Source organism: Nocardia sp. NPDC004123 (assembly GCF_053603795.1).
This window is the reverse complement of record NZ_JBSGGG010000028.1, coordinates 1-21,635: the sequence shown is the minus strand read 5'-3', so window position 1 is coordinate 21,635 and position 21,635 is coordinate 1. Positions and strand designations below refer to the sequence as shown.

Below are 21,635 nucleotides of genomic sequence, written 5' to 3'. Positions count from 1 at the left end.
CGGCCGCTCGCCTGCCATGCTGTGCCAACTGCCAGACTCACTTGTCTGTGCCCACTGCGAGACTCATCGGTATGCGATGGGCGGTGGCGGAGACGGGTGACGGCGGGGCACGGGTGTGCCCGCTGGATCGGGCCGGTCGGCCCGCGGGTCCGGTGGTCGAGGAGTCCTCGCTGGCCGAGGCCGTGCGCTCGCGTCCGGAGGCCGAGCGGTGGGTGTGGCGCTCGACCGCCGGAACCTATCGGCGGCTGCTCGAGGCGGGCGTGCGGGTGGATCGCTGCTACGACGTGGAGGCGGCCGAGTCGCTGTTGATCGGGCACGAGGAGGGCCAGTCCGGGCAGGCCCGTTCGCTGGCGGCGGCCTGGGCCCGGCTGCATCGGCTCCCCGTGCCGGAGGACGCGCCCGCGCGGGCCGCCGACACCCAGCCGACCCTGTTCGAATCCGGCCCGGTACCACTGCCATCCGGGACCGACGAGTTCACCGCACTGCTGGAGGTGTACGCGGGACAGATCGCCCGCACGGCCGCGGCGGAATACCCGCACCGCATGCACCTGCTGCTCACCGCCGAGTCGGCGGGCCTGCTGGTGGCCACCGAGATGTCGCGGGCCGGGATCCCTTGGCGCGCCGACCTGCACCGCGAACTGCTCGATTCCATGCTCGGAGAACGCATTTCCGGCACCGCGGAACCACGGCGCATGGCGGAGCTGGCCGAGGAGGTATCGCGGGCCTTCGGCGGGGCGCGGGTCCGCCCGGACCTGCCACAGGACATCATCCGAGCGTTCCAACGGGCGGGAATCTCGTTGTCCTCCACCAGAAAATGGGAGCTCCGGGAGATCGACCACCCGGCGGTCGCGCCGCTGCTGGCCTACAAGTCGCTCTACCGCCTGTACACCGCGCACGGCTGGTCCTGGATCGACCAGTGGGTGCACGACGGCCGCTTCCGTCCCGAGTACCTGCCGGGCGGCACGGTGACCGGCCGCTGGACCACCAATGGCGGTGGCGCACTCCAGATTCCGAAGGTGGTGCGCCGCGCGATCCGCGCCGATCCGGGCTGGCGGCTGGTGGTCGCCGACGCCGATCAGATGGAGCCGCGCGTGCTCGCCGCCATCTCCCGCGATCCCGGGTTGATGGAGGTGGCGGGCCGGGGTGAGGATCTCTACGCCGACCTCGCGGCCCGCGCGTTCGGCGGCGACCGCGCCCAGGCCAAGGTCGCCATGCTGGGCGCGATCTACGGCCAGACCTCGGGCGACGCACTCACCCACATGGCCGAGCTGCGCCGCCGGTATCCGGACGCGGTGGCCTATGTCGACGACGCGGCGGCCGCCGGGGAGGAGGGCCGCCTGGTGCGCACCTGGTTCGGCCGCACCTGCCCGCCCGCGACGTCATTCGACCAGGCGGACACCGAGGATGGGGCCGCCACCGGGTACGGCTCCACCCCGAGGGCGCGGGCTCGCGGTCGCTTCACCAGGAACTTCGTCGTGCAGGGCAGTGCCGCCGACTGGACCCTGCTGGTGCTGGCGGGCCTGCGCCATGCGATGCACACCGCGGGACTGCGCGCCGAGCTGGTCTTCTTCCAGCACGACGAGGTCATCGTGCACTGCCCGGAGGAAGAGGCGGCCGCCGTCGCGGCGGCCATCACCGCGGCCGCGGACACCGCCGGAGAGCTGGCTTTCGGCCCGACGCCGGTCCGCTTCCCCTGCACGACCGCGATCGTGGAGTGCTACGCGGACGCGAAATAGGAAATCCCCGGCAGCGCTGCGGGTTTCGCCCCTACGGCGTGCGCAGCGCGGACAGCCCCGCGGCCAGCAGCGGCTCGACCGCCTCGCCCATGTGCTCGAAGCCGGGTCCCACGGTCTGGCCGTGAATGTGACGGAAGTGGATGCCCTCGCTGATCACCGCCAGCTTGAACGACGCCAGCGCGATATAGAACCCGATCTCGGACACATCGCGGCCGGTGCCCGTCGAATAGCGTTCCAGCACTTCGGATTCGACCGGATAGCCGGGCGCGAGCGCGACATCGCTGACCCCGGGCATGACGCTGTCGCTCATGCGCTGATAGACCAGCAGCAGGCCGATATCGGTGAGCGGATCGCCGAGTGTGGCCATCTCCCAGTCGATTACGGCCGCGACCCGGTCCTCGGCGTCGACGAGCACATTGTCGAGCCGGTAGTCGCCGTGCACGATGCCCGTTGCCGACTGCGCGGGCAGGTTCTTCGCCAGCAGATCGTGCAGTTCGACGGCGGCGGGCAGGTCGCGGCTGTAGGAGGCGTCGAGCTGCTTCTTCCAGCGCCGCACCTGCCGCTCCAGGAATCCGTCCGGCCGCCCGAAGTCCGCCAGCCCGACCGCGCCCGGGTCGACGGTGTGCAGGGCGGCCAGCGTGTCGATGAGGCCGGTGGCGATGACCCGGGTCCGGTCGGCGCCGAGTGGCGCCAGTTCGGCCGCGGTCCGGTAGGGCGTGCCGACGATCCGTTCCATGACATAGAAAGGCGCACCGATGATGTCGTCGTCCTGGCACAGTGCGTAGGTGGCGGGCACCGGCACACCGGTGTCCGCGAGCGCGGTGATCACCCGGTACTCGCGGGCCATGTCGTGCGCGGTGGCGAGCACGTGCCCCAGCGGCGGCCGCCGCAGGATCCACGCCGACTCGCCGTCGCTGATCTCATAGGTGAGATTGGACTTCCCGCCCGCGATCAACCGGCCGCGCAGCGGACCGGTCACCAGGCCCGGCCGAGTGTCGGCCAGCCACACCGCGAGTCGCTCGAGATCCAGGCCGGGTAGTTCGCCGGGCCGCTGATCGTCGCTCATGTGTCTCCCCGATGCTCAGTGGCCGTCGCCGCTGTCCAGCAGCCGCGCCTGATAGTGCCGCATGCCCGACAGCCAGCGGTCGTAATCCGCGCCCTTGCGACGGTACATGTCGAGCACCTCCGGGTGGGGCAGGATGAGGAACCGCTCGTCGTCCAGCGCGGCCATGACCAGCTCGGCCACCGCATCGGGGGTCAGCACCGCACCGGCCGAGGTGACCGCCCGGGTGGCGGCCATGCCGATGGCGTCCCCGGAGTTCTCGCCCGCCCGCAGCAGCGGCGTCTCCACGCCCATCGGGCACAGGCAGCTGACCCGGACGCCCTGGTCGCCGTAGGTGACCGACAGCCATTCGGCGAACCCCACGGCCGCGTGCTTGGTGACCGCGTATGCGGCCGAGCCGATCTGGGTCAGCAGGCCCGCCGCCGACGCCGTGCTGACGAAGTAGCCCTCGCCGCGTTCCACCCAGCCGGGGACCAGCAGCCGCGCCGCGCGGATGTGGGCATTGAGGTTGACGTCGAGGGTGGTCTCCCAATCCTTCTCGTCGCCGAGCCCGACCGGCCCGATCACGCCCGCATTGGCGAAATACAGGTCGACCGGCCCGAATTCGGCCTCGGCGCGGGCGATGAGCTCCTCGATGCGGGCGGTGTCGGATACATCGGCCCCGACCGCCACGGCCGCGCCCGGGAACTCCGCGTTCAGCGTCGCCGCGACCGCCGCGGCGGCCTCGCCGTTCAGGTCGGCGACGACGACCCGCGCCCCGGCCCGCGCCAGCCGGGCGGCGATGGCCCCGCCGATGCCGCCACCGCCTCCGGTGACAATGGCGTTCCTACCCGCGACCTGCACGTGTGCTCCCTACGGCCCGTGCCGGCACCCGACCCGGGTGGATCGGAGGCGCCGGCTGATGGAATATGAAACCTACGTCGGATTCAAGTTCATGACCCGTCCGGCGTCAACCGGCCCGGCGGCGAGAGGTGAACAACCGATGCGGACAGCACATCTGGTGGACGAGTGGAAACGGCTGGGCAGCGCCCAGGTGGCGGCCAATGGCATCGAGCTGCGGGTGGTCGAGCACGGCGCGGGGGCGCCGGTGGTGTTCTGCCACGGGTTCCCCGAGCTCGGATTCTCGTGGCGGCATCAGGTTTTCGCGCTGGCCGAGGCCGGGTTCCGGACACTCACCCCGGATATGCGCGGCTACGGCGGCAGCTCGCGGCCCGAGCGGGTCGAGGAGTACGACATGCTCACGGTATGCGGGGATCTGGCCGGGCTGCTCGACGCCTATGAGCTGGAGGACGCCATCTTCGTCGGCCACGACTGGGGCGCGTCGGTGGTATGGCACATGGCCCGGGAGTATCCGGAGCGGGTGCGCGCGGTGGCGGGGCTGAGCGTCCCCGCGACCCCGCGGTCGTCCGGGCCGCCGCTGTCGATCATGCGCGCGCGGCTGGGGGCGGATTTCTACATGGTGTGGTTCCAGGAACCCGGGGTCGCCGACGCGGTGCTGGCCGCGGACCCGCGCCGCACGCTGCTGCAGGACGACATCATGAGCGCCGCCACGTTCCTGGACACCGGCACCCCCGAGCCGCCGCTGCCGGAGTGGCTCAGCGAACCCGAATTCGAGTACTACGTCGAGACTTTCACCGCCACCGGGTTCACCGGCGGGCTCAACTACTACCGCAATCTGGACCGCACCTGGGAGCGGACCGCACATCTGGAGGGCGTGAAGATCGCCCAGCCGTCGCTGTTCCTCGCCGGATCCACCGATCCGGTCATCCGGTTCACACCCATGCAGAAGATGTCGGCGCTGCTCAGCGATCTGCGCGGCACGATCGTCCTCGACGGCGCGGGGCACTGGATTCAGCAGGAACGGCCCGTCGAGGTCAATGCCGCGCTGATCGACTTCGCACGCGGGCTCGGCTGAGCGCTACTCGGTCTGCAACTGCAGCGCGTTCACCCACAGCTGGGTCAGCGTCGTCACCAGCTTCTCGAACGGAATCCGTTGCTTCTGAACGTAAACCATGTACGCCATGCGGCTCACCATGGCCGAGAGCGCGTGCGCGGTGATCATCGGATCCAGGTCGGCGCTGGCCTGCCCGGACTCCTGCAGCCCGCGGATCATCCGGGCATTGCGCTGCGCGAACGCCTTGCCGCGCTCGACGCGCAGACGGCGGAAGTTCTCGTCGATGTGGGCGACCTGCTCGAACAGCGCCATCAGCCGGGCATTGCGTTTGTAGGACAGCAGGTAGTCGCGATTGGCGGCCTCGATGAGCGCCCGGGTGTCGGTGATCCCGCTGCGCTCGCGCACGTGCGGGTGCAGCATCTCCTCCGAGACCTGTTCGACCAGGGCCGCGAAGATCTCGTCCTTGCTGTCGAAATAGGTGTAGAAGGAGCCCGACGCCATGCCGGCGGTCTTGGAGATGTCGGCGATCTTGGCGTCGAGGTAGCCGTCGCGTTCGAAGACCTCGCGCGCGGCGGCGATGAGGGCGCCGCGCGTGCGCTGACCGCGCCGGGTGGGCGGGGCGGTACGGCGGGATTCACCCTCGCCTGTCATCGATTCGGACGCCAACGCTGATCACTACCTGTCGTTTCGCGGACAACTTTCCAGGCGGACACCGTATCAACCGGCACGACTCCGACGGCGGGTGACCGGTTACCGCGAGTGTGCGGCGATGCGCCGGTCGATGACCGGCAGCGCGAACTCGGCCCAGCGAATGTTCTCCTGCTCGAAGGCGATTCCGCGCAGCAGGCTCAGGTACGGGCCGATGCGGTCGACCTCGGCGAGGTAGGCCTGCTCGCTGCGCCCGTCCAGCAGGCGGCCGCGCAGTCGTTCGTAGCGGGCCAGTTTCGCCTTCGACCACTCCAGTTTCTCGGCGACGGCCGCCCGCACCGCGGGGGCGTCCTCGGCCTCCATGGCCTGGACCTTCACCATCATCTCGTCGCGGATGGCGGTCGGTTTGGAGGGCTCGGCGATGAACGCGTGCAGCGCCGCCCGTCCGGCCGGGGTGATGGAGTGCAGGCGCTTGTTGGGGCGGCGCTCCTGCTCGACCACACGGGTCTCGATGAGACCCTCGGCGGCCATGCGCTCGAGCTCCTTGTAGAGCTGCTGCGGGGTGGCCAGCCAGAAGTTGGCGACCGAGGCGTCGAAGCCCTTGGCCAGGTCGTAGCCCGATGCCTCCCCCTCCAGCAGGGTGGCCAGAACCGCGTTGCGTAGCGCCATCCGCCCAGGCTACCACCATCGGCGATTATTCAATTTCTTGTCTAATTTCCCGTAGACACCACAATCTCCGGCCGCTACGGTGTGAACCATATACTCAATTAATTGACTATTGGAGGTGGGCATGCACGACTACGACGCCATCGTCATCGGCGCGGGCAATGCCGGACTGACCGCCGCGGCCACACTGCAGCGCGCAGGGGCGCGGACGCTGCTGGTGGAGCGGCACAATGTGCCCGGCGGCTGCGGAACCTCGTTCCGGCGCGGGCGATTCGAGTTCGAGGTGGCGCTGCACCAGCTGTCCGGGGTGGGCGTGGAGGGACAGCCGATCTCCTTGCGCGAGGGGCTGTTCCAGCAGCTGGGGATCGCGGACCGGCTGGAGTTCGTGCAGGAGCATGATCTGTACCGGGCGGTCGTCCCCGGCCGGCTGGACGTGACGATTCCGGCCGACTGGGATGCGGCGATCGACGTCCTCGACGCCGAGTTCCCGGGCAGCCGGGATCGGGTGGCGCGGTTCTTCGAGCTGATCAAGCAGGTGACGTTCTGGCAGATCGCGGCCATGCGCGGCATGCCCGCCGAGCAGATCGATCCGGTGCTGTTCCGGTACGGGCTGCGCCCGCTGCAGCAGGTGCTCGACGAATACTTCGACGATGACCGGATCAAGGTCGCGCTCGCCATGTACTGGACCTATCTCGGCCAGCCGCCGTCCGAGCTGCGGTTCCAGGATCTGGCGCTGACGCTGTTCGCCTACTTCGAGTTCAAACCGTGGCATGTGCGCGGCGGGTCCCAGGCCATGTCGGCGGCGATACTCGACTCGTTCCTGCAGGCGGGCGGGCAGGTGCGGTTCAATACCGGGGTCGAGGCGATTCTCACCGCGGGCGGGCGGGTGCTCGGGGTGCGGCTCGAGGACGGGGCCGAGGTGACCGCGCCCGAGGTGGTGTCGAATGCCTCGCTGCCCACCACCTACGCCATGCTGGACGGGATCGCGGTGCCGGCGGCGGTGCGAAACGATCTGGCCACCAGGCGGATCGGGGTGTCCGGGTTCGTGCTGCACATGGGCCTGGACGCGACGCCCGCGGAGCTGGGCTTCACCACCAGCACGACGTTCGTCAACCGGGACACCGACGACGATCGCACCTACCAGGCGTGGAAGTCGTTCGAGCCGGCGCGCGGAATCTGTGTCAGCTCCTACGATGTCGCGCCCATCGGGTTCGCACCGGCGGGGACCACCCATGTCAGCCTGATGACGTTGCAGTACGCCGACATCTGGAAGACCGTGGCGCCGGCGGAGTACGCGCGCACCAAGTTCGCCTTCGCCGAGACACTGCTGGATCTGTGCGAGGCGGTGACGCCGGGTATCCGCGACGCCATCGAAGAGGTCGATGTGGCAACGCCTTTGACCATGATGCGGTATCTGGGTCATCCGGGCGGGTCCATCTACGGCTACGACCAGGACGCCACCGAGGGCTGGCTGTTCCGCAACAGCGAACGCGAAACCCATGTCCCCGGACTGCATGTCGCCGGGTCCTGGTCCGGCATGGGCGGATTCCAACCCACACTCGAGGCCGGGGCCCGCGTCGCGCGCCGCCTGCTGCGCACCCAGGCCGCCTGAACGGAGCACATCGTGAAACGACACCCACTCGCCACCCGATTCGACGGCGCGGCAAGCATTCTCGAGGAGATCGAGGCCCGCCTGCCCGAAACCCGCGACCACAGCGCGGAGGCCAGCGCCACCGTGGACGCCTATCACCCCAAGCGACTGCTGCTGCGGGTGGACACCGTGCTCGAAGAAACCGTGTCCGCCAAGACATTCCGGCTGCGCGGCCTCGACGGCGCGACGCTGCCGCCATTTCTGGCGGGACAGTACGTGAACGTCTTCTTCGACGGCACCAGCCGTCCGTTCGCGATGTCCTCCAGCCCCACGGAGCTCGGCTTCTACGACCTGACGGTGCGGCGGGTGCCGGGCGGCCGGATCAGCAATCTCCTCCTCGACACCGTCGAGGCGGGGCAGGTGCTCACCACCACCGGGCCGATGGGGACCTTCCACCACAATCCGCTCTTCCACGGTGACCGCGTGGTGTTCCTGGCCGGCGGTTCGGGCGTCGCACCGGCCATGAGCATGATCCGCGAGCTCACCGACCGCGGGCCGGTCCGCGAATTCCATCTGATCTACGGTTCGCGGGACGCCTCCGACATCCTCTTCCGCGAGGAACTCGACACCTTCGCCGCGCACCCCGGCATCACCGTCGACCACGTCATCGCCGACCCGTCCCCCGACTGGACGGGCCGCACCGGATTCCTGTCGGCCGACACCATTTCCGACCTGACCGGCTCCCTCGGCAACCGCATGGTCTACGTCTGCGGCCCCCAGGCTCTCTACCCCTATGCCCTGGAGCAGCTCAACGACCTGGGCCACCCCCGCAAGCGAATCCGTTTCGAAGCCAACGGCGCTCCCGCCGACCCCACCGCCCATCCGCACTGGCCCACCACCGCCGATCCCGCCGAGGAGGTCACGGTCACCGTCCGCGACACCACCTTCCGCACTCCACGCAATCGGCCCCTCCTCGACGCCCTCGAAGACAACGGCATCCGCCCCGAAGCCGCCTGCCGCTCCGGCGAATGCAGCCTCTGCCGCATCCGCGTCCTGAAAGGCGAAGTCCACACCGCCGCCGAAGCCAAACTCCGCCTCTCCGACCCCGCCACCGGTTACACCCACTCCTGCGTCGCCTATCCCCTCACCGACGTCGAACTCGACCTCTGACTCTTCCCCACCGGTTTGGCCCGGGCCGCGCGCAACGGCGCGAACCGGGCCGAGAGCCTCGTCCCCGGAACAGGTTCATACCCACGGGATCCGTCCCGGCGGCGCCGAGGTGAACGAGGGCCGTGGAACGCCCACGCCGGCCACGGGCCGCTGTGCACCTGGCCGCGGCGGTTCGGCGCCAGCGGTGGAGACTGAGGCGGTGGAGGATGCCGGGCTGGTGGTTGTGGTGGACGCGGCCAACGTGGTGGGTTCGCGGCCGGACGGGTGGTGGCGGGATCGGGCCGGGGCGGCGCGGCGGTTGCTCGCGGAGCTGGGTCCGCTGCGGGAGCGGCTGCCCGGGGTGACGGACGTGGTCGTGGTGCTCGAAGGGGCCGCCAAGGCCGCTGCCGACAGCGCGGGGGCCGAACTGCGGGTGGTACTCGCGGACGGTTCCGGGGACGACACCATCGTCGAAGTGGTCGCGGCCGAGGCCGGAAAGGCCGGGGCCCGGGCCGGTTCGGTGCTCGTGGTGACGGCCGATCGTGGTTTGCGGGCTCGGGTCGAGGCGCTCGGAGCGACGACGGCCGGGCCCAGCTGGCTCCGGAACGCCTTGGCCCAGCCGGAATAACGACTCCCGCCACGGGGCAACCCGTCCCAGCGGACCGGGAACCCTACCCTGACCGCACCCTGAGGACACATCCCCCGCGGGTGGGATTTCCGGACGGTGGTTTTTCGGTAGCTTCGGAACAGTGCAGCCGCCGTTGATCGTTCGCCTGCGCGGCGCATGCCTGGTGGTGGGCGTGCTCTGCGCGTTCCTGCTGGGGTGGGATTTCGCGTCCGCGCCCGACGCCCGGGCCGATGGCGCGGCGAGCGGGGGTGATCTGACGGTGGCGCAATCGCTGGGGGCGCGCGAGCTCACGGTGGTGATCCGGCGGGCCGAGCCGGGACCGCTGCGCGTCGAGGTGGTGAGCCATGCCGGGTCGGCGGCCGGGGCGCTGACGGTCAGCGCCGCGCCGGTCGATCAGGGTGGCGAGACCTCCTCGGGCACGGTCGAACTCGCGGATCGGCCGGGGCTGTATGCCACGACACTGCGGGTGGATCACGCCGGGCCGTGGGAGCTGTCGGTCTCGGACGGCGAACGGACCGCCCGGATTCCGTTCCTCGTCGCCGCCCGCGTGGTGACGCCGTGGGAGCGGGCCGCTTACGGTGGCTTCTTCGCGGCGGGTGTGCTGCTACTGGTCGCGCTGGGTACCGCCCTCCTCTCGAAAAGAGGCTGGCCGACACTGATTCCGGTGGGCGCGCTCATCGCCGCGCTGACCGTCGGGACCACGGGGGCGGTGCTGTCCTCGAGTGCGCCGCAGCCGCGGCCGGCGGGCAGCCTGCTCGATCCCACGTCCGGCAATATCGGCAATCCGTTCCCCGAACGCGATCTGCCGCTGACCACGAATTATTCACGGCCGCCGGTGAATCTGACCGTGGGTGCGCAGCGTGCGCCGGCCGGGCAACCGACGGAAGTCGAGCTGTCGCTGACCGATTCGGCGACGGGGCGGCCCGTGGACGATCTGCTGGTCACCGATGACGCGCTGCTGCACCTCATGGTGGTCGGGCCGGCCGGGACGTTCTGGCATCGGCATCCGATCCGCACCGCGCCCGGGGAGTACCGGGTCAGCCTGGGGCTCGGGGAGTCCGGCGATTACGCGGTCGCGGCGGAGATCGCCCGGCGCGGCGGGGGTGTGCAGTTGCTGCGGTCCGCGCTGCACGTCGGCGGTCGATCCGGTTCCGGCGCGACCGATCCCGCACCGAGCGGGACGACTCTGACGACCACCGAGCCGATCGCGGGCGAACCTGTCACCCTCACCGCGGCCTACGGCGGTGCCGCGGATCTACAGCCCTGGCTGGGGATGATCGGCCATCTCATCGCGGTCGGCCCGCTGCCGGACGGCGTGCCCGCCGGGACGTCCGCGGCGACGGCGCCGATCTGGGCGCACGCCCACGCCATGGCCCCGACGCCCGCCGTCGGCGCCCAGCCGCCGGACGAGACCGTCGCCGCCTACGGCCCGAATGTGGCGTTCACCTTCACTTTTCCGCTGCCCGGCCGATACCTGGTGTGGGCGCAGGCCGAGCGCGGCTATTCCGTCATGACCATTCCGACCACGGTCGACGTCCGAGCGGGGGTGCCGCAATGACCAGGCGCACAGCACTGATCGCGGCGATCGTCGTGCTGGTGGCCGCGCTGCTGACCTGGTGGCTGTGGCCGTCCGGCAGCGCGAAACCGGTGCCGCGCAGTGCCGCCGGGCCCTACCAGGTGCAGCTGCGTGTCTCCGGCGGATCGCCGCACACCGGCGACAACACCGTCGACCTCGACATCACCGACCAGCACGGCACCGCCGCCACCCCGGATCGCGTCTCGGTGGAGCCCGCCATGCCACAGATGGGCCACGCGCTCCCGCCGAGCACCGCCGCGGTCGTCACGCCCGGGCACTACCGGGCGACCGTGACGCTGCCCATGCCGGGGCAGTGGGAGATCGCCGTGAAACTGTCCGGCGCACCGGGATCCGGCAGCGCCACCTTCTCCGTCCAGGCCAACTGAATCGAACGAAAGAGGATCAGGAGCAGACCATGGACCTCACCGCCAACGGGCGCGGGCTCACCGCCGAGGCGACCGCGCCGATCACCATCCGCCCCTGGCTGCCCGCGGCCATCCTGTTCGCGGCCAGCATGACCTTCGCCGTCGGATCGACCTGGGACATCCAGTGGCACTCCGATGTCGGGCCCGACACCTTCTTCACGCTGCCGCACCTGTTCATCTATGCCAGTGCGGCGATCGCCGGATTCACCGGTCTCACGGTCATTCTCGTCACCTCGGCGGCGGGCCGGGCGGGGCGGCGGGTGGACGGTGAGCTGGGCGGGCCCGGCATCAGCGTGTTCGGGCGGACGTTCACCGCGCCGCTGGGGTACATGGTGGCGGCGCTGGGCGCGGCGTCGTTCCTGCTGTACGGACTGTGGGATCTGTGGTGGCACAGCCTCTACGGATTCGACGCGATCATCGACTCGCCGCCGCACATCGGGCTGTTCCTGTCCAGCACGGTGATCTCGGTGGGCACGGTGATCGTGTTCGGGGCGGCGCGGGCCCATCGGTGGGGGCGGATCGGCGCGCTGTTCGCGCTGGCGCACCTGGCGACCTCGAGCACCGTCACCGCGCTGGCGGTGCAGCGGCTGAGCACCGGGACTGTGCGGTGGACGGTCGCGGTCACCGCGTTCATGGTGATTCTGCTGATGGTCGTGGGTGCGGGATTCCAGCGGTGGGGCGCGACCGTCACCGCCGTCTTCTCCTCGGCGATCCAGGGCGTGTTCTGGTGGTTCGCACCGTGGGCGGCCCGCGCCTACGCCGATTTCGTGGGATTGCCCATGCGCGAACACATCCGGGGCATTCCGGCGACTCCGGCGCTCATTCCGTTCTGCCTGATCCCGGTGGGCCTCGTGATCGATCTGCTGCTGCGGCGCACCGACAGCCCGGCGCGCCTGCTGCCCGCGCTGGCCGGTGGGCTCGGCGGGGCGATCATCGGCGGGTTCAATCCCGTGCAGCAGGTGATCATCTACGACGCCCGCCTCTCGCACGCCTCCGTCATCATCGCCACCACCGTCGCGGCCGCGCTGCTGGGTGCGCTCGGCGGCTACCTGGGCTGGCGCTTCGGCGACATGCTGCGGCTGTCCGCCCCGTCCGAGAAGGTCAGCGCATGATCAACCGTCTACTCGCCACCGCCGCAACGATTCTCGCGATTCTCGGGCTGACCGCGGGCACCGCCGCGACGGCGTCGGCGTATCAGCCCGTCAATATCGTGCACACCGAGCATGTGCAGGCCGGGCCCTACTCGCTGACCGTGGGATTCAGCGAATGGCCTTTGCGCGCAATGCAATCGCTGGACTTCACCTTCATCCCCGACGGGGGCATCGAGGACAAGACCGGCACGCTCACCGAGTACCAGCCCAACGGGAAGGTGCGCCGCGCCGAACCGCTGTCGCGGCATCCGCGCAAGCGCGACGTCTGGGGCCTGGACGTGCGCTCCCTGGATGAGCAGGGCGCGTGGACCTTCCACTTCGTCATCGACGGCCCCCAGGGCCGCGGTGAAGGCGATCTGGCGAACCTCCCGGTTCTCCAGCAGCCCGGTCCCCCACTGGGTGTGAGCTGGGCCGTCAGCACGATTCCGCTGATCGGCCTGATCGCCTTCCTCGCCTACGCCTGGCGCCGCAGCCGACGCCCGGTCACGGCCCCGCAGCCCGTCTGACGGTCAGTCGGTGGCCCCGGCGAACATGCCGGGCTCGTAGGACCCACCCTGCTGATGCAGGATGACACCGAGCCGGTTGGCGGCATTGATCATGGCCACCAACGCCACCAGGGCCGCGGTCTGGTTGTCGTCGTAGTGTTTCCGAACCTGCGCCCAGGTCTCGTCGGAGACTCCGAGGTGGGCATCCGCCAGCCTGGTGCCCTCCTCGGCGAAGGCCAGCGCCGCCTGTTCCGCCTCGCTGAACACCGACGCCTCCCGCCAGGTCGCCACCAGATTGATCCGAACCGGCGGCTCTCCCGCGGCCGCCAGCTCCTTGGTGTGCGCATCGGTACAAAAGCCACACCCATTGATCTGGCTGGCCCGCAAACTCACCAGCTCCTGGGTCGTTTTCGGCACCTCCGACTGCGTGATCACCAGACTGGCATTCGCAAACCGCTTGGCGAACTTCGCACCGACCTCATTCGCGAACATATCGAGCCGAGCACTCATAGCGTCCATCTCCTTCATCGTCAGTGGGACGACCATGAGGTGCCGGCCACCCCGGATTTGTGACACCGCCCGGCTATGACACAGGCCACATGTCCCCGCCGCGGCAGACAACCGGCCCAATCGCGGCACTCTGCGCAGGCGAGCAGCGGCCTCCCGCCAATTTCGCTGTGGTAGTGCGCGTTTGGATCCCGCGGGCGCCGGTTGAGTGTTCGCCCGTGTCGTACCGTGGGCTGCGGGGGGTTTTCCGATGGATGGGATTGCTTTGCCGCGTCGGTCGACGGAGCGTGGGTCGAGAGGAGACCGCACCGGCCAGAGGTCGCCGGCCAACTCCGGCGCGAAGCCCAGCTGATGCCTTGGCTCTCGACAGACTGGACCTCCCCCCACGACTGATCGCCTCCAGCTCTCGGACGCACGCGCTTCCGAATACGCCTCGGCCGCAAGAACACCCGATGCCTCCACAGGCAATCGCCTGCCAGCGGACTGCCAGCGCCGGCTGGAACCCTCGTGCAGGTAGGCCCGAGGACGACGTCCGCGTGTGACAACTGCGAGTTAGGGAAGTGCCATGAACGGCGACGAATCGCCACGGCGGCTGGTCGTGGGAATAAGCGGCGCCACGGGCATCGGCTACGGCCTGCGGGTGCTGGAGTTTGCCCGGAAGGCCGGTGTTGAGACGCATCTGGTCGTTACGCCCGCTGGTCAGCAGACGCGCGCTTACGAAACGGAACTGAGCGCGCGGGATCTCGCGGAAATGGCTGATGTGTCCTACCGGCCCGCCGATATCGGTGCGGCGATCGCATCCGGTTCTTTCCGGACCGTGGGGATGATCGTGGCGCCGTGCTCGATCCGCACCCTCTCGGCGATCGCTTACGCCAATGGCGACAATCTGCTCACTCGAGCCGCCGATGTGACGGTGAAGGAGCGGCGGCGCCTGGTGCTGATGGTCCGCGAGACGCCACTGACTCTCGGGCATCTGCGAGCGATGGCCGCCGCGACCGAATCCGGGGCCATCGTGATGCCGCCGGTTCCCGCGTTCTATCTGCGACCGCAGAGCGTGCAGGACATCGTCGACCACACCGCGGGTCGTGCGCTGGACCTGCTCGGCATCGACATGCCCGATCTACCCCGCTGGGGAGAATAGGAAATACCTTGACCCACTTGACAAGTCTGCGTGAATTCATCGCCGAACTGGAGAAGATCGGCGAGATCCACACCATCGACAAGGAGGTCGACTGGAATCTCGAAGTCGGCGCGATCATCCGTCGCTGCTACGACTTGCGTGCTCCGGCACCACTTTTCACGAATCTCACCGGCTACACCGATACCGGCTTCCGGCTCTTCGGCGCTCCCGCGGCACTCAGCGCCCCGCAGCACCAACTGGCCCGGCTCGCACTGTCCGTGGGGCTGCCCGCCGACGCCACCGGCCAGCAGATCGTCGACGTCCTCGCCGACGCCCGCACCAAGCCGGGCATTCCGCCGACGGTGGTCGGGTCGGTCTCCGCGCCGTGCAAACAGAACATCATGCTCGGCGACGATATCGACCTGTTCGCCTTTCCGACCCCATTGATCCACGGCAATGACGGCGGCCGCTATCTCCAGACCTTCGGCGCCAATATCGTCAAGACGCCCGACGGCTCCTGGACGAACTGGTCCGTCAATCGAATGATGGTGCACGACAAGTCGACTCTGGCCTGTTTGCTGCCGCAGTCGCAGCAGATCGGCATCATCCGGGCGATGTGGACCGAGGCAGGCACTCCGATGCCGATCGCGGTGGCGCTCGGGGTCGAACCGGGCCTGGTGGTCGTGAGCGGTATGCCGCTACCCCAGGGCGTGGACGAAAGCCATTATCTGGGTGGGCTTTTCGGTGAGGGTATCGAGGTGGTACCGGCCGAAACGGTCGATCTGATGGTTCCGGCCACCGCGGAAATCGTGGTCGAGGGCCACATCCTGCTCGACGATGACGTCGAGGAGGGCCCGTTCAACGAGTACCCCGGCTACAACGCGACGGTGAGCTCGCTGAAGGCACGCTTCCAGGTCACCGCGATCACCTACCAGGACAACGCGATTCTCCCGGTGGTAGCGGCAGGGCCTCCGGTCGAGGAGGACGACACCATCACCGGCACGGCCGCCGCGGCCGAAATCCTGCACCTGCTGCGCGAGGCCGGGCTGCCGATCTCCTCGGCCTGGTACAACTTCGAGGCCGCCGTGCACTGGCTGACCCTGGCGGTCCGTGCGGACTGGCACGAGACCTCGGGACTGCCCTCTCACGAACTGGTCGACAAGGTCGCGGAGGTCGTGCTCGGTGGCCCCGCGGCGGTGCACGCGCCCAAGATCCTGCTGGTCGAGGACGATATCGACATCACCGATCTCGATCAGGTGGTGTGGGCGTTCGCGACACGCTCGCATCCCGATGTGAACCGCGGTGAATTCCATTTCGAACGCAAACTCACCGATCCCCTGGGCATCTACCTGTCCGCGGAGGAGCAGCACAGCTTCAGCGCCGGGAAGGTTATCTACAACTGCCTGCTCGCCGACCTCTATCCCGCCGGGAAGCGACCGGTAAAGGGCAGCTTCGAAAACGGCTGGCCCGTCGAGATCCAGCAGCGTGTCCTCGAGCAGTGGACGGCGTACGGGTTTTCCGAGGCGAAGTAAGGAAGACACCACGATGCGCATCGTCAAGACATTCACCCCCGTCCGCGTCGAGAGCGATCGCTTCTCGGCGACGGTCGACTATTACGAGCAGGCATTCGGGATCCGGTGCGACCTGCACTTCCGGTTCGAGGAGGGCAATCTCGATATCGCGACCATCGGTCCGCTGGTATTGATCGGCGGCCCCGCCGACGCACTCGCGGCCGCGCCGAAGCAGGACATCGTCATATCGGTGGACTCGCTGGAGGAATTCCAAGCGAACCTGCACGCCCAGGGCGCCACCATCGTCTCCCCGCCGGCCGACATCCCGACCGGGCGAAACATGATGGTGCACAACCCGGACGGGACACTGTTCGAGTATGTGCAGTGGTCGGACGAGAAACTCGCAGCGGTGGATCTCTCACGCCGCTCAACCGCCTAGCGCCCGTCCCACCGCGCCGCCTCGGGTCGACACGCTCTGACGCCGCTACCCGCGCTGACCGGTCCGGCCGGCGCGGGACCTCGGAAGACCGACGGGCAGAAGATCGTATGGCTATCGTCGACCGCGTCCCGAATTCGGTTGCGCAGCATGACGTCCGGCGTATCCCGGACGGTTACCGGTCAGGGCTCGAGCGACCCCGCCGGACGAGCCGCGCACAACGCACACGCGTTGTGCGCTCCCCGGCGCGCAAGTCGGCGACCGGGGTGGGCGGCAATTCCGCCTACCCCGGTCGTGAGAATCAATCTAGTGAGGCCAGCAGGCGGGGGCAGTGCTGTCCATCCAACAGTTCGAGCTTCCTGTGGGTACGAGCAGAGGGCCGAACATCCCTAACGCCATCGAGATGAAATACATGGTTTTGAACCTTTCGAAATGTGAATAGAACCGGCACAGTAGTGTGCCGTCGCGCCGGCGTGCAGCCCCGACTCCCAGGGGCGCCGTTTCAGTGGTGGATCACCTCGCCGAGCCGCGGCAGGACGAGTCGCTTCCAGCTGCGCTCCGTGGCGTTGCGTGCCATCTTCTGCCGGCGGTCTTCGATGTCGAAACCTGTCTGCGTCAGCAGAAGTCGTGTGCCACGACCCTGCGGCCGCAGTGTCCAGTCGACAATCCAGCGAGCGGGGTACTCGGCCTGCCGATATATCCAGCTGTAGGTCAACTGCTCACACGGCCGAGCCGCCAGCACCTCGCAGATGATCTCGTTGGGCGATGAGTCCGGGATGGTGAATCGGAAGTGGGTGCCGGCCGAGGCGGCGAACCCGGTCGGTCGAAGCAGCCACCGCTCCAGCAGATCCGGCTCCGTCAACGCGCGCCACACAGCGTCCGGTGGCTGTCGGAAGAAGCTGCCGAGCTCGACTGCGGCGGGATTCAGCTGTGGATCAGCGATCACCGGCTCACCACCGCGACGAGGGGCGATACTGCCGCCAGGCTGCTCAATTCGCCTGGCCTTCCTTGTATTTCGCTTCCATTTCCGCGGCGAGCTGCGGCTTCTCCGCCTCCATCTTCTGGACGTAGGCGACCGCGTCGCCGACGGTTCGCAGACTCGCAAGGTCCTCGTCGGGAACCTTCACGCTGTACCTGTCCTCCAGTTGCACAGCGATCTCCACCAGTGACAACGAGTCGATGTCCAGATCGTCGACGAAGGATTTCTCGATCACCACCTCCGCGGCGTCGATACCCGTCACCTCCTCGACGATCTCCGCGATGCCGGCGACGATTTCTTCTTGCGTGGTAGCCACGAAACACCCTCCTCGGTGTGACGACATATGCGTAGTACTCCACTCGTCCTCCACGACCGCTTCGGTTTCCGCTGTCGGGGTCGGACGGGAGTGCCCAGTACGCTAAAAGCTCCAGTGGGGTGGAGGTTCAACAGGTTGTGACGGACGACACACAATCCGGTGTGCCGGTGAGCATCGGGGAGTTGGCGCGCGGCACCGGCCTTCCGGTGCGGACGATCCGGTTCTATTGCGACGAAGGCATTCTGGAATCCCAGCGCAGCGCGGGCGGGCATCGGATTTTCGACGCCGACAGCGCCACCGAACGACTGCTGCTGGTGCGGCGGTTGCGCGCGCTCGGTCTCGGGTTGGACTCGATCACCGGCGTGCTGCGAGAAGAGCGGTCGATGGCGGAGGCCATCGCTGCCGAAAGTGCACGGCTCGATATCGAACTCAGGTCGCTGGCGTGGCGGCGGGCGTCACTGCGCGCCATGGAGGCGGTTGCCCCGGCACACCGGGCCGAGCGACTCGCGTTGCTGGCCGCCGCGCAGGACGGTGGCGCGGTGCACGATTGCCTCGTACGGTTCTGGCGGCGCATTCTCACACCGATACCGCGGTGCGACAGCGATATGTGGGTGTGCTGGAATGTCCCTGAGCCGCCTGCTGATCCGTCCGTCGACGAGGTTGTCGCGTATGCCGAGCTGGCCGCTCTCGTAGCCGACCCCGGCATGAAAAGTGCCGTGCGACAGCAATACTGGCGAAATCGACCGGAGCTGATCCGTGACCCTCGAGCGTTGTACATCACCATGGGCAACGTAATAGTGGACGTGGTGCCACTCGTAGCGGAAGGTGTTCGGCCGCGCGCCGGCACCGAACTCGACCGATTCGTCAACGCCCATGCCGAGGCACGAGGGGAACGTGATTCCCCGCGCTTCCGCGAGCAATTGCTGATCGACGCAACCGATTCCGACCACCGGATTCACCGTTACTGGACTCTGACAGAACGGTTCTTCGGACCCCGTGTCACTATCGGACGAGCCCACGACTGGCTGTACAACGCGCTGGCCCACTCCACCGACCTCGCCGATGCACAGCCACCCGGCCAGCGTTCGCTCCCATGAATTCACCACGCCGATCAACATCACCGACGCCATGCGTCATACCTGGCTGCCCACTCTCATATCGCTGACGCGCCGTTCGAACCGGCCGACGCGGGCCCTCGGAAGATCCCTATGCTGATTGCCGGGGTCCTCGGGGCGGTCGTAGGGTCTTGGGTGCCCCGGGGTTCCGGGTGTGGCTACGGAAGGTCAACGGGCGGGCGTCATCTCGGGCGGCTGACCGACCGCTGGCAGTGCGCGGGAATGCCGAGTGGAGGTTGTCCAGCTGTTGCCATGCGGACCAGGTCGGCAGGTCGGGACTACCGCCAGTGGTGGTCGCCGAGCGCCGCTGCTTCGGAACCACCGTCGGCGAAGATGACCTGACCGGTTACGAAACGGTTGGCCTCACCGGCGAGCCAGCAGATGAGTTCCGCAACCCATTCCGGACGGCCCGGGAACCCGCCGAAGGGTTGTGGCGCAGCGGTTTCGACAGCCTTGCGCACGTTGTCATCAGCGAAGATCCACGCGGCTGCCGGAGTGTCGACGACACCCGAGGCAACTGCATTGAGCGCTATGCCGGCTCCGGCCCACTCGGCGGTCGGAGCGACATTGCGCACCCAGCGGTTCAAGGCGCGCTTGGCAGTCCCGTAACCAGCGGTCGCGCCACCGGCAGCCGGATCGTTGGCCAGATACGCGACGGCAGCAGCCTCATCGCCGTCGAGGCATGCCTGCATGATGCGTTCGTCCGCAGGTGCCAGCGACGATGTCGACGACACCGCCACCGCGCGGGGCGCGGGACTGTGCGCCAGCAACGGACGAAGGCCCTCCAACGTTGCGACAGTGCCGAAGTAATTCGTTTCCAGCATGCCGGTCCGGCCGCCGCCCGCAATCGCCAGCACCGCATCGATCGGCCCAACCTCACCCACCTGGTCGACGAGTGAGCGACGACCTCGCGGCGTGGACAGATCAGCGTGGACCTCAGCGTTTTCGAGATCGCATCCGATGACCCTGGCACCGCGTTCACGGAGCAGCGCAGCAGTCGCCGCGCCGATTCCCGATGCCGAACCGGTAACCACATAAGTACGTCCGGCGGTCCCTGCCTGCGATGTCATCGCGCCCCTTCTCATCACCCGACCGGCACCGCGCACTCACACCTCGCCGATGCCCGAACAACCCCAACACCCTATGTAGGCGTCGCCACGGTGCGCATCCAGAGAAACCGAGACGCCTGCGCGCAGTGCGCCGGGGATCTCTATGGCCGGCAGCGTAATTGCCCGACCTCTTGCCGGTCATGGATTATTCGCGGGGTACGCACAGCCGCGTCTCGGCCTCTGTCGGGATCGCCGAGGGGTCCACTAATGGTCAGCCACGAATGCCGTTTGCAGGGGGATGGTTTCGCACTCCGGTTACTACGTGTCGCCATTGCTAGCCGATATCGGCGACGACGAACATCGGTGTGTGGTCGTCGGCCTCTGCCAGCAGGGTTCCGGAGGTGTCCCACAGAGCGGCGCGGCCGCACCCGGTGACCGGGCCCGCAGGTCCCACGTGGTTGGCAAGGGCGACGTAAACGTTCGCACGGTCTGCGATGCCTGGATATATCGACGCACGTTCGGCGATGCCGCGACCGGTGCCGTACAGGGCGCTGGCCAGATGAACGTCACAACCATCGTCGGCGATTCGGCCGACCAAGTCGGGGAAATGGTTGTCGAAGCAAGTGGCAAGGGAGAAACGTAAACCCTGGAGTTCGAAGCGGCCGTCCTTGTCCGCGGAGGTGAAGAACTGCTGCTCTTCCTCAAACAAATGCTGTTTGTGATAGGTGGTGAGCAGATCGCCGGCGGCGCTGTAGACGTAAGTGGCGATCACGGGACGGTGACCGCCGAGGTCGGGGGCAGCGCAGTTCACAACGGTCGCTATCCCGCTGGTGCGCAGCGGATCCAGGCGAGGGTCATCGGCGCGGAGCCACAGGCTCTCATCGGCTGCAGTGGCGGCCAGTTCGTATCCGGTCACCGCTAGTTCCGGAAACACGATCAGCTCGGCGGAGTCTGCGCCTGCCTGTTCGGCAAGCCTGACCATTTGTCCGATATTGGCCCGGACATCGGTGGGTGCGCAAGTGAGCTGTGCCGCTGCGACTCTCATGCGCTGCAGATTACGCCGCGCAATGTGAATGCAGTGACCTACGCGGTCGACGTCTTCCTCGATCGGGTGTGCCGGCCCCTCCAGCCTCCGCCAAATGACCATCCGCGACACTCTCGACGCCCCTGGACGACGTCGCCACCCTCACCAACGCCTATACTCCCTGAGCCATCCTCGGCCTGCGCGGTGCGTCACGTCCGCACCCGGCTCATCGTGCACAGCCGAGGGAGCCTGACCTCTCCAAAATGATTTGCAGTGTTGGCACTTTCAGCGAATTCCAGGCGCGACGGTCTGCGCGGCGGGATGCGCAGTCGCAGAGCCTCGCCTTTCCGGGTATAGGTCCGTCGACAGCCATCCCTGTTCGCCAGGCCGTCGAGAACACGGCGGAGGAAAAAGGAAGCCCGGCCGCGCGCCAACCAGCGTGAAACATGACCGAGCAGAGGAGTTCAGCAGTGGTAGCTACCGAGCAGGATCAGTTCTTCCACACACTGATCCAGTCGGCCCAGCGACTATCGTTCGACCCACGATGTCCGCAGCTGTACGAGCCG

General features: G+C 68.1%; 22 protein-coding genes. 13 read left to right on the top strand and 9 right to left on the bottom strand.

Translation table 11 applies throughout. The annotated features are described in order from the left end of the window. Positions 1–71 precede the first annotated feature (71 nt). Positions 72–1,736: a bifunctional 3'-5' exonuclease/DNA polymerase gene (locus ACWEQQ_RS34385; protein WP_452340216.1), complete on the top strand. Its 1,665-nt coding sequence runs from the start codon at positions 72–74 to the stop codon at positions 1,734–1,736. Positions 1,737–1,767: 31 nt separating this feature from the next. Here the strand turns inward: ACWEQQ_RS34385 and ACWEQQ_RS34380 are convergent, their stop codons facing one another. Both ACWEQQ_RS34380 and ACWEQQ_RS34375 read right to left on the bottom strand, forming a co-directional pair. Continuing rightward, the gene (locus tag ACWEQQ_RS34380) at positions 1,768–2,802 is read right to left on the bottom strand and encodes a phosphotransferase family protein (RefSeq protein ID WP_379440513.1); all 1,035 of its coding nucleotides are present in this window, start codon (positions 2,800–2,802) and stop codon (positions 1,768–1,770) included. 15 nt (positions 2,803–2,817) lie between these two features. Continuing rightward, a complete protein-coding gene (locus ACWEQQ_RS34375) occupies positions 2,818–3,642 on the bottom strand; it encodes an SDR family oxidoreductase (RefSeq protein ID WP_452351137.1) in 825 nt (274 codons plus the stop codon). A gap of 139 nt (positions 3,643–3,781) precedes the next feature. Between ACWEQQ_RS34375 and ACWEQQ_RS34370 the strand changes: the two genes are divergently transcribed. Then, positions 3,782–4,714, top strand: coding sequence for an alpha/beta fold hydrolase (locus ACWEQQ_RS34370; protein WP_452351136.1), 933 nt, complete (start codon positions 3,782–3,784; stop codon positions 4,712–4,714). A gap of 3 nt (positions 4,715–4,717) precedes the next feature. Here ACWEQQ_RS34370 and ACWEQQ_RS34365 read toward each other — a convergent pair whose 3' ends face one another. Further along, on the bottom strand, positions 4,718–5,344 hold the full coding sequence (locus ACWEQQ_RS34365; protein WP_452340219.1) for a TetR/AcrR family transcriptional regulator: 627 nt from the start codon (positions 5,342–5,344) through the stop codon (positions 4,718–4,720). A 99-nt stretch (positions 5,345–5,443) separates the two neighbouring features. Next, the gene (locus ACWEQQ_RS34360; protein WP_354840223.1) at positions 5,444–6,010 is read right to left on the bottom strand and encodes a PadR family transcriptional regulator; all 567 of its coding nucleotides are present in this window, start codon (positions 6,008–6,010) and stop codon (positions 5,444–5,446) included. A 121-nt stretch (positions 6,011–6,131) separates the two neighbouring features. Between ACWEQQ_RS34360 and ACWEQQ_RS34355 the strand changes: the two genes are divergently transcribed. The 7 genes from ACWEQQ_RS34355 to ACWEQQ_RS34325 all read left to right on the top strand — a co-directional run bounded on the left by ACWEQQ_RS34355 (position 6,132) and on the right by ACWEQQ_RS34325 (position 13,033). Further along, positions 6,132–7,619, top strand: a complete 1,488-nt coding sequence (locus ACWEQQ_RS34355) for a phytoene desaturase family protein (protein WP_452351135.1) — start codon at positions 6,132–6,134, stop codon at positions 7,617–7,619. Between the two features lie 12 nt (positions 7,620–7,631). Beyond that, positions 7,632–8,768, top strand: a complete 1,137-nt coding sequence (locus ACWEQQ_RS34350; protein ID WP_452351134.1) for a 2Fe-2S iron-sulfur cluster-binding protein — start codon at positions 7,632–7,634, stop codon at positions 8,766–8,768. 199 nt (positions 8,769–8,967) lie between these two features. Beyond that, positions 8,968–9,375 (top strand): hypothetical protein, encoded by a 408-nt coding sequence (locus ACWEQQ_RS34345; RefSeq protein ID WP_452340222.1) that lies wholly within the window; start codon positions 8,968–8,970, stop codon positions 9,373–9,375. A 121-nt stretch (positions 9,376–9,496) separates the two neighbouring features. After that, on the top strand, positions 9,497–10,933 hold the full coding sequence (locus ACWEQQ_RS34340; RefSeq protein ID WP_452351133.1) for a hypothetical protein: 1,437 nt from the start codon (positions 9,497–9,499) through the stop codon (positions 10,931–10,933). Beyond that, positions 10,930–11,337 carry a FixH family protein gene (locus ACWEQQ_RS34335; RefSeq protein WP_452340224.1) on the top strand — a complete coding sequence of 136 codons (408 nt, stop codon included), beginning with the start codon at positions 10,930–10,932 and terminating at the stop codon, positions 11,335–11,337. Before ACWEQQ_RS34340 ends, ACWEQQ_RS34335 begins: the two co-directional genes overlap by 4 nt. A gap of 29 nt (positions 11,338–11,366) precedes the next feature. Further along, positions 11,367–12,488 carry a hypothetical protein gene (locus ACWEQQ_RS34330; RefSeq protein WP_452340225.1) on the top strand — a complete coding sequence of 374 codons (1,122 nt, stop codon included), beginning with the start codon at positions 11,367–11,369 and terminating at the stop codon, positions 12,486–12,488. Further along, on the top strand, positions 12,485–13,033 hold the full coding sequence (locus ACWEQQ_RS34325; protein WP_379395265.1) for a hypothetical protein: 549 nt from the start codon (positions 12,485–12,487) through the stop codon (positions 13,031–13,033). Before ACWEQQ_RS34330 ends, ACWEQQ_RS34325 begins: the two co-directional genes overlap by 4 nt. Positions 13,034–13,036: 3 nt before the next feature. On the opposite strand, the gene ACWEQQ_RS34320 is transcribed toward ACWEQQ_RS34325, so the two are convergent. Then, positions 13,037–13,522, bottom strand: a complete 486-nt coding sequence (locus ACWEQQ_RS34320) for a carboxymuconolactone decarboxylase family protein (RefSeq protein ID WP_379385545.1) — start codon at positions 13,520–13,522, stop codon at positions 13,037–13,039. Between the two features lie 562 nt (positions 13,523–14,084). On the opposite strand from ACWEQQ_RS34320, the gene ACWEQQ_RS34315 reads away from it, so the two are divergent. The 3 genes from ACWEQQ_RS34315 to ACWEQQ_RS34305 are packed head-to-tail and all read left to right on the top strand — an operon-like array spanning position 14,085 to position 16,589. Continuing rightward, a complete protein-coding gene (locus ACWEQQ_RS34315) occupies positions 14,085–14,660 on the top strand; it encodes a UbiX family flavin prenyltransferase (RefSeq protein WP_452340226.1) in 576 nt (191 codons plus the stop codon). Positions 14,661–14,677: 17 nt separating this feature from the next. Then, positions 14,678–16,171: a UbiD family decarboxylase gene (locus ACWEQQ_RS34310; protein ID WP_452351132.1), complete on the top strand. Its 1,494-nt coding sequence runs from the start codon at positions 14,678–14,680 to the stop codon at positions 16,169–16,171. A 13-nt stretch (positions 16,172–16,184) separates the two neighbouring features. Next, positions 16,185–16,589 (top strand): VOC family protein, encoded by a 405-nt coding sequence (locus tag ACWEQQ_RS34305; protein ID WP_452351131.1) that lies wholly within the window; start codon positions 16,185–16,187, stop codon positions 16,587–16,589. A gap of 499 nt (positions 16,590–17,088) precedes the next feature. Here the strand turns inward: ACWEQQ_RS34305 and ACWEQQ_RS34300 are convergent, their stop codons facing one another. Together ACWEQQ_RS34300 and acpM are read right to left on the bottom strand one after the other, a co-directional pair. Further along, a complete protein-coding gene (locus tag ACWEQQ_RS34300) occupies positions 17,089–17,532 on the bottom strand; it encodes an SRPBCC family protein (protein ID WP_452340229.1) in 444 nt (147 codons plus the stop codon). A gap of 43 nt (positions 17,533–17,575) precedes the next feature. Continuing rightward, positions 17,576–17,881, bottom strand: a complete 306-nt coding sequence (gene acpM / locus ACWEQQ_RS34295) for a meromycolate extension acyl carrier protein AcpM (protein ID WP_452340230.1) — start codon at positions 17,879–17,881, stop codon at positions 17,576–17,578. A gap of 137 nt (positions 17,882–18,018) precedes the next feature. On the opposite strand from acpM, the gene ACWEQQ_RS34290 reads away from it, so the two are divergent. Further along, positions 18,019–18,978: a MerR family transcriptional regulator gene (locus ACWEQQ_RS34290; protein ID WP_452351130.1), complete on the top strand. Its 960-nt coding sequence runs from the start codon at positions 18,019–18,021 to the stop codon at positions 18,976–18,978. Positions 18,979–19,274: 296 nt separating this feature from the next. Here the strand turns inward: ACWEQQ_RS34290 and ACWEQQ_RS34285 are convergent, their stop codons facing one another. Continuing rightward, positions 19,275–20,066, bottom strand: a complete 792-nt coding sequence (locus ACWEQQ_RS34285) for an SDR family oxidoreductase (RefSeq protein WP_452351129.1) — start codon at positions 20,064–20,066, stop codon at positions 19,275–19,277. Between the two features lie 313 nt (positions 20,067–20,379). Then, positions 20,380–21,192, bottom strand: coding sequence for a carbon-nitrogen hydrolase family protein (locus ACWEQQ_RS34280; RefSeq protein ID WP_452351207.1), 813 nt, complete (start codon positions 21,190–21,192; stop codon positions 20,380–20,382). Positions 21,193–21,635: the final 443 nt, after the last annotated feature.

Bases quoted from the DNA above. Each gene is read 5' to 3' on its own strand.
- ACWEQQ_RS34385 (WP_452340216.1), top strand. From the start codon at position 72: ATGCGATGGGCGGTGGCGGAGACGGGTGACGGCGGGGCACGGGTGTGC.
- ACWEQQ_RS34380 (WP_379440513.1), bottom strand. From the start codon at position 2,802: ATGAGCGACGATCAGCGGCCCGGCGAACTACCCGGCCTGGATCTCGAG.
- ACWEQQ_RS34370 (WP_452351136.1), top strand. From the start codon at position 3,782: ATGCGGACAGCACATCTGGTGGACGAGTGGAAACGGCTGGGCAGCGCC.
- ACWEQQ_RS34365 (WP_452340219.1), bottom strand. From the start codon at position 5,344: ATGACAGGCGAGGGTGAATCCCGCCGTACCGCCCCGCCCACCCGGCGC.
- ACWEQQ_RS34360 (WP_354840223.1), bottom strand. From the start codon at position 6,010: ATGGCGCTACGCAACGCGGTTCTGGCCACCCTGCTGGAGGGGGAGGCA.
- ACWEQQ_RS34355 (WP_452351135.1), top strand. From the start codon at position 6,132: ATGCACGACTACGACGCCATCGTCATCGGCGCGGGCAATGCCGGACTG.
- ACWEQQ_RS34335 (WP_452340224.1), top strand. From the start codon at position 10,930: ATGACCAGGCGCACAGCACTGATCGCGGCGATCGTCGTGCTGGTGGCC.
- ACWEQQ_RS34330 (WP_452340225.1), top strand. From the start codon at position 11,367: ATGGACCTCACCGCCAACGGGCGCGGGCTCACCGCCGAGGCGACCGCG.
- ACWEQQ_RS34325 (WP_379395265.1), top strand. From the start codon at position 12,485: ATGATCAACCGTCTACTCGCCACCGCCGCAACGATTCTCGCGATTCTC.
- ACWEQQ_RS34320 (WP_379385545.1), bottom strand. From the start codon at position 13,522: ATGAGTGCTCGGCTCGATATGTTCGCGAATGAGGTCGGTGCGAAGTTC.
- ACWEQQ_RS34315 (WP_452340226.1), top strand. From the start codon at position 14,085: ATGAACGGCGACGAATCGCCACGGCGGCTGGTCGTGGGAATAAGCGGC.
- ACWEQQ_RS34305 (WP_452351131.1), top strand. From the start codon at position 16,185: ATGCGCATCGTCAAGACATTCACCCCCGTCCGCGTCGAGAGCGATCGC.
- ACWEQQ_RS34285 (WP_452351129.1), bottom strand. From the start codon at position 20,066: ATGACATCGCAGGCAGGGACCGCCGGACGTACTTATGTGGTTACCGGT.
- ACWEQQ_RS34280 (WP_452351207.1), bottom strand. From the start codon at position 21,192: ATGGTCATTTGGCGGAGGCTGGAGGGGCCGGCACACCCGATCGAGGAA.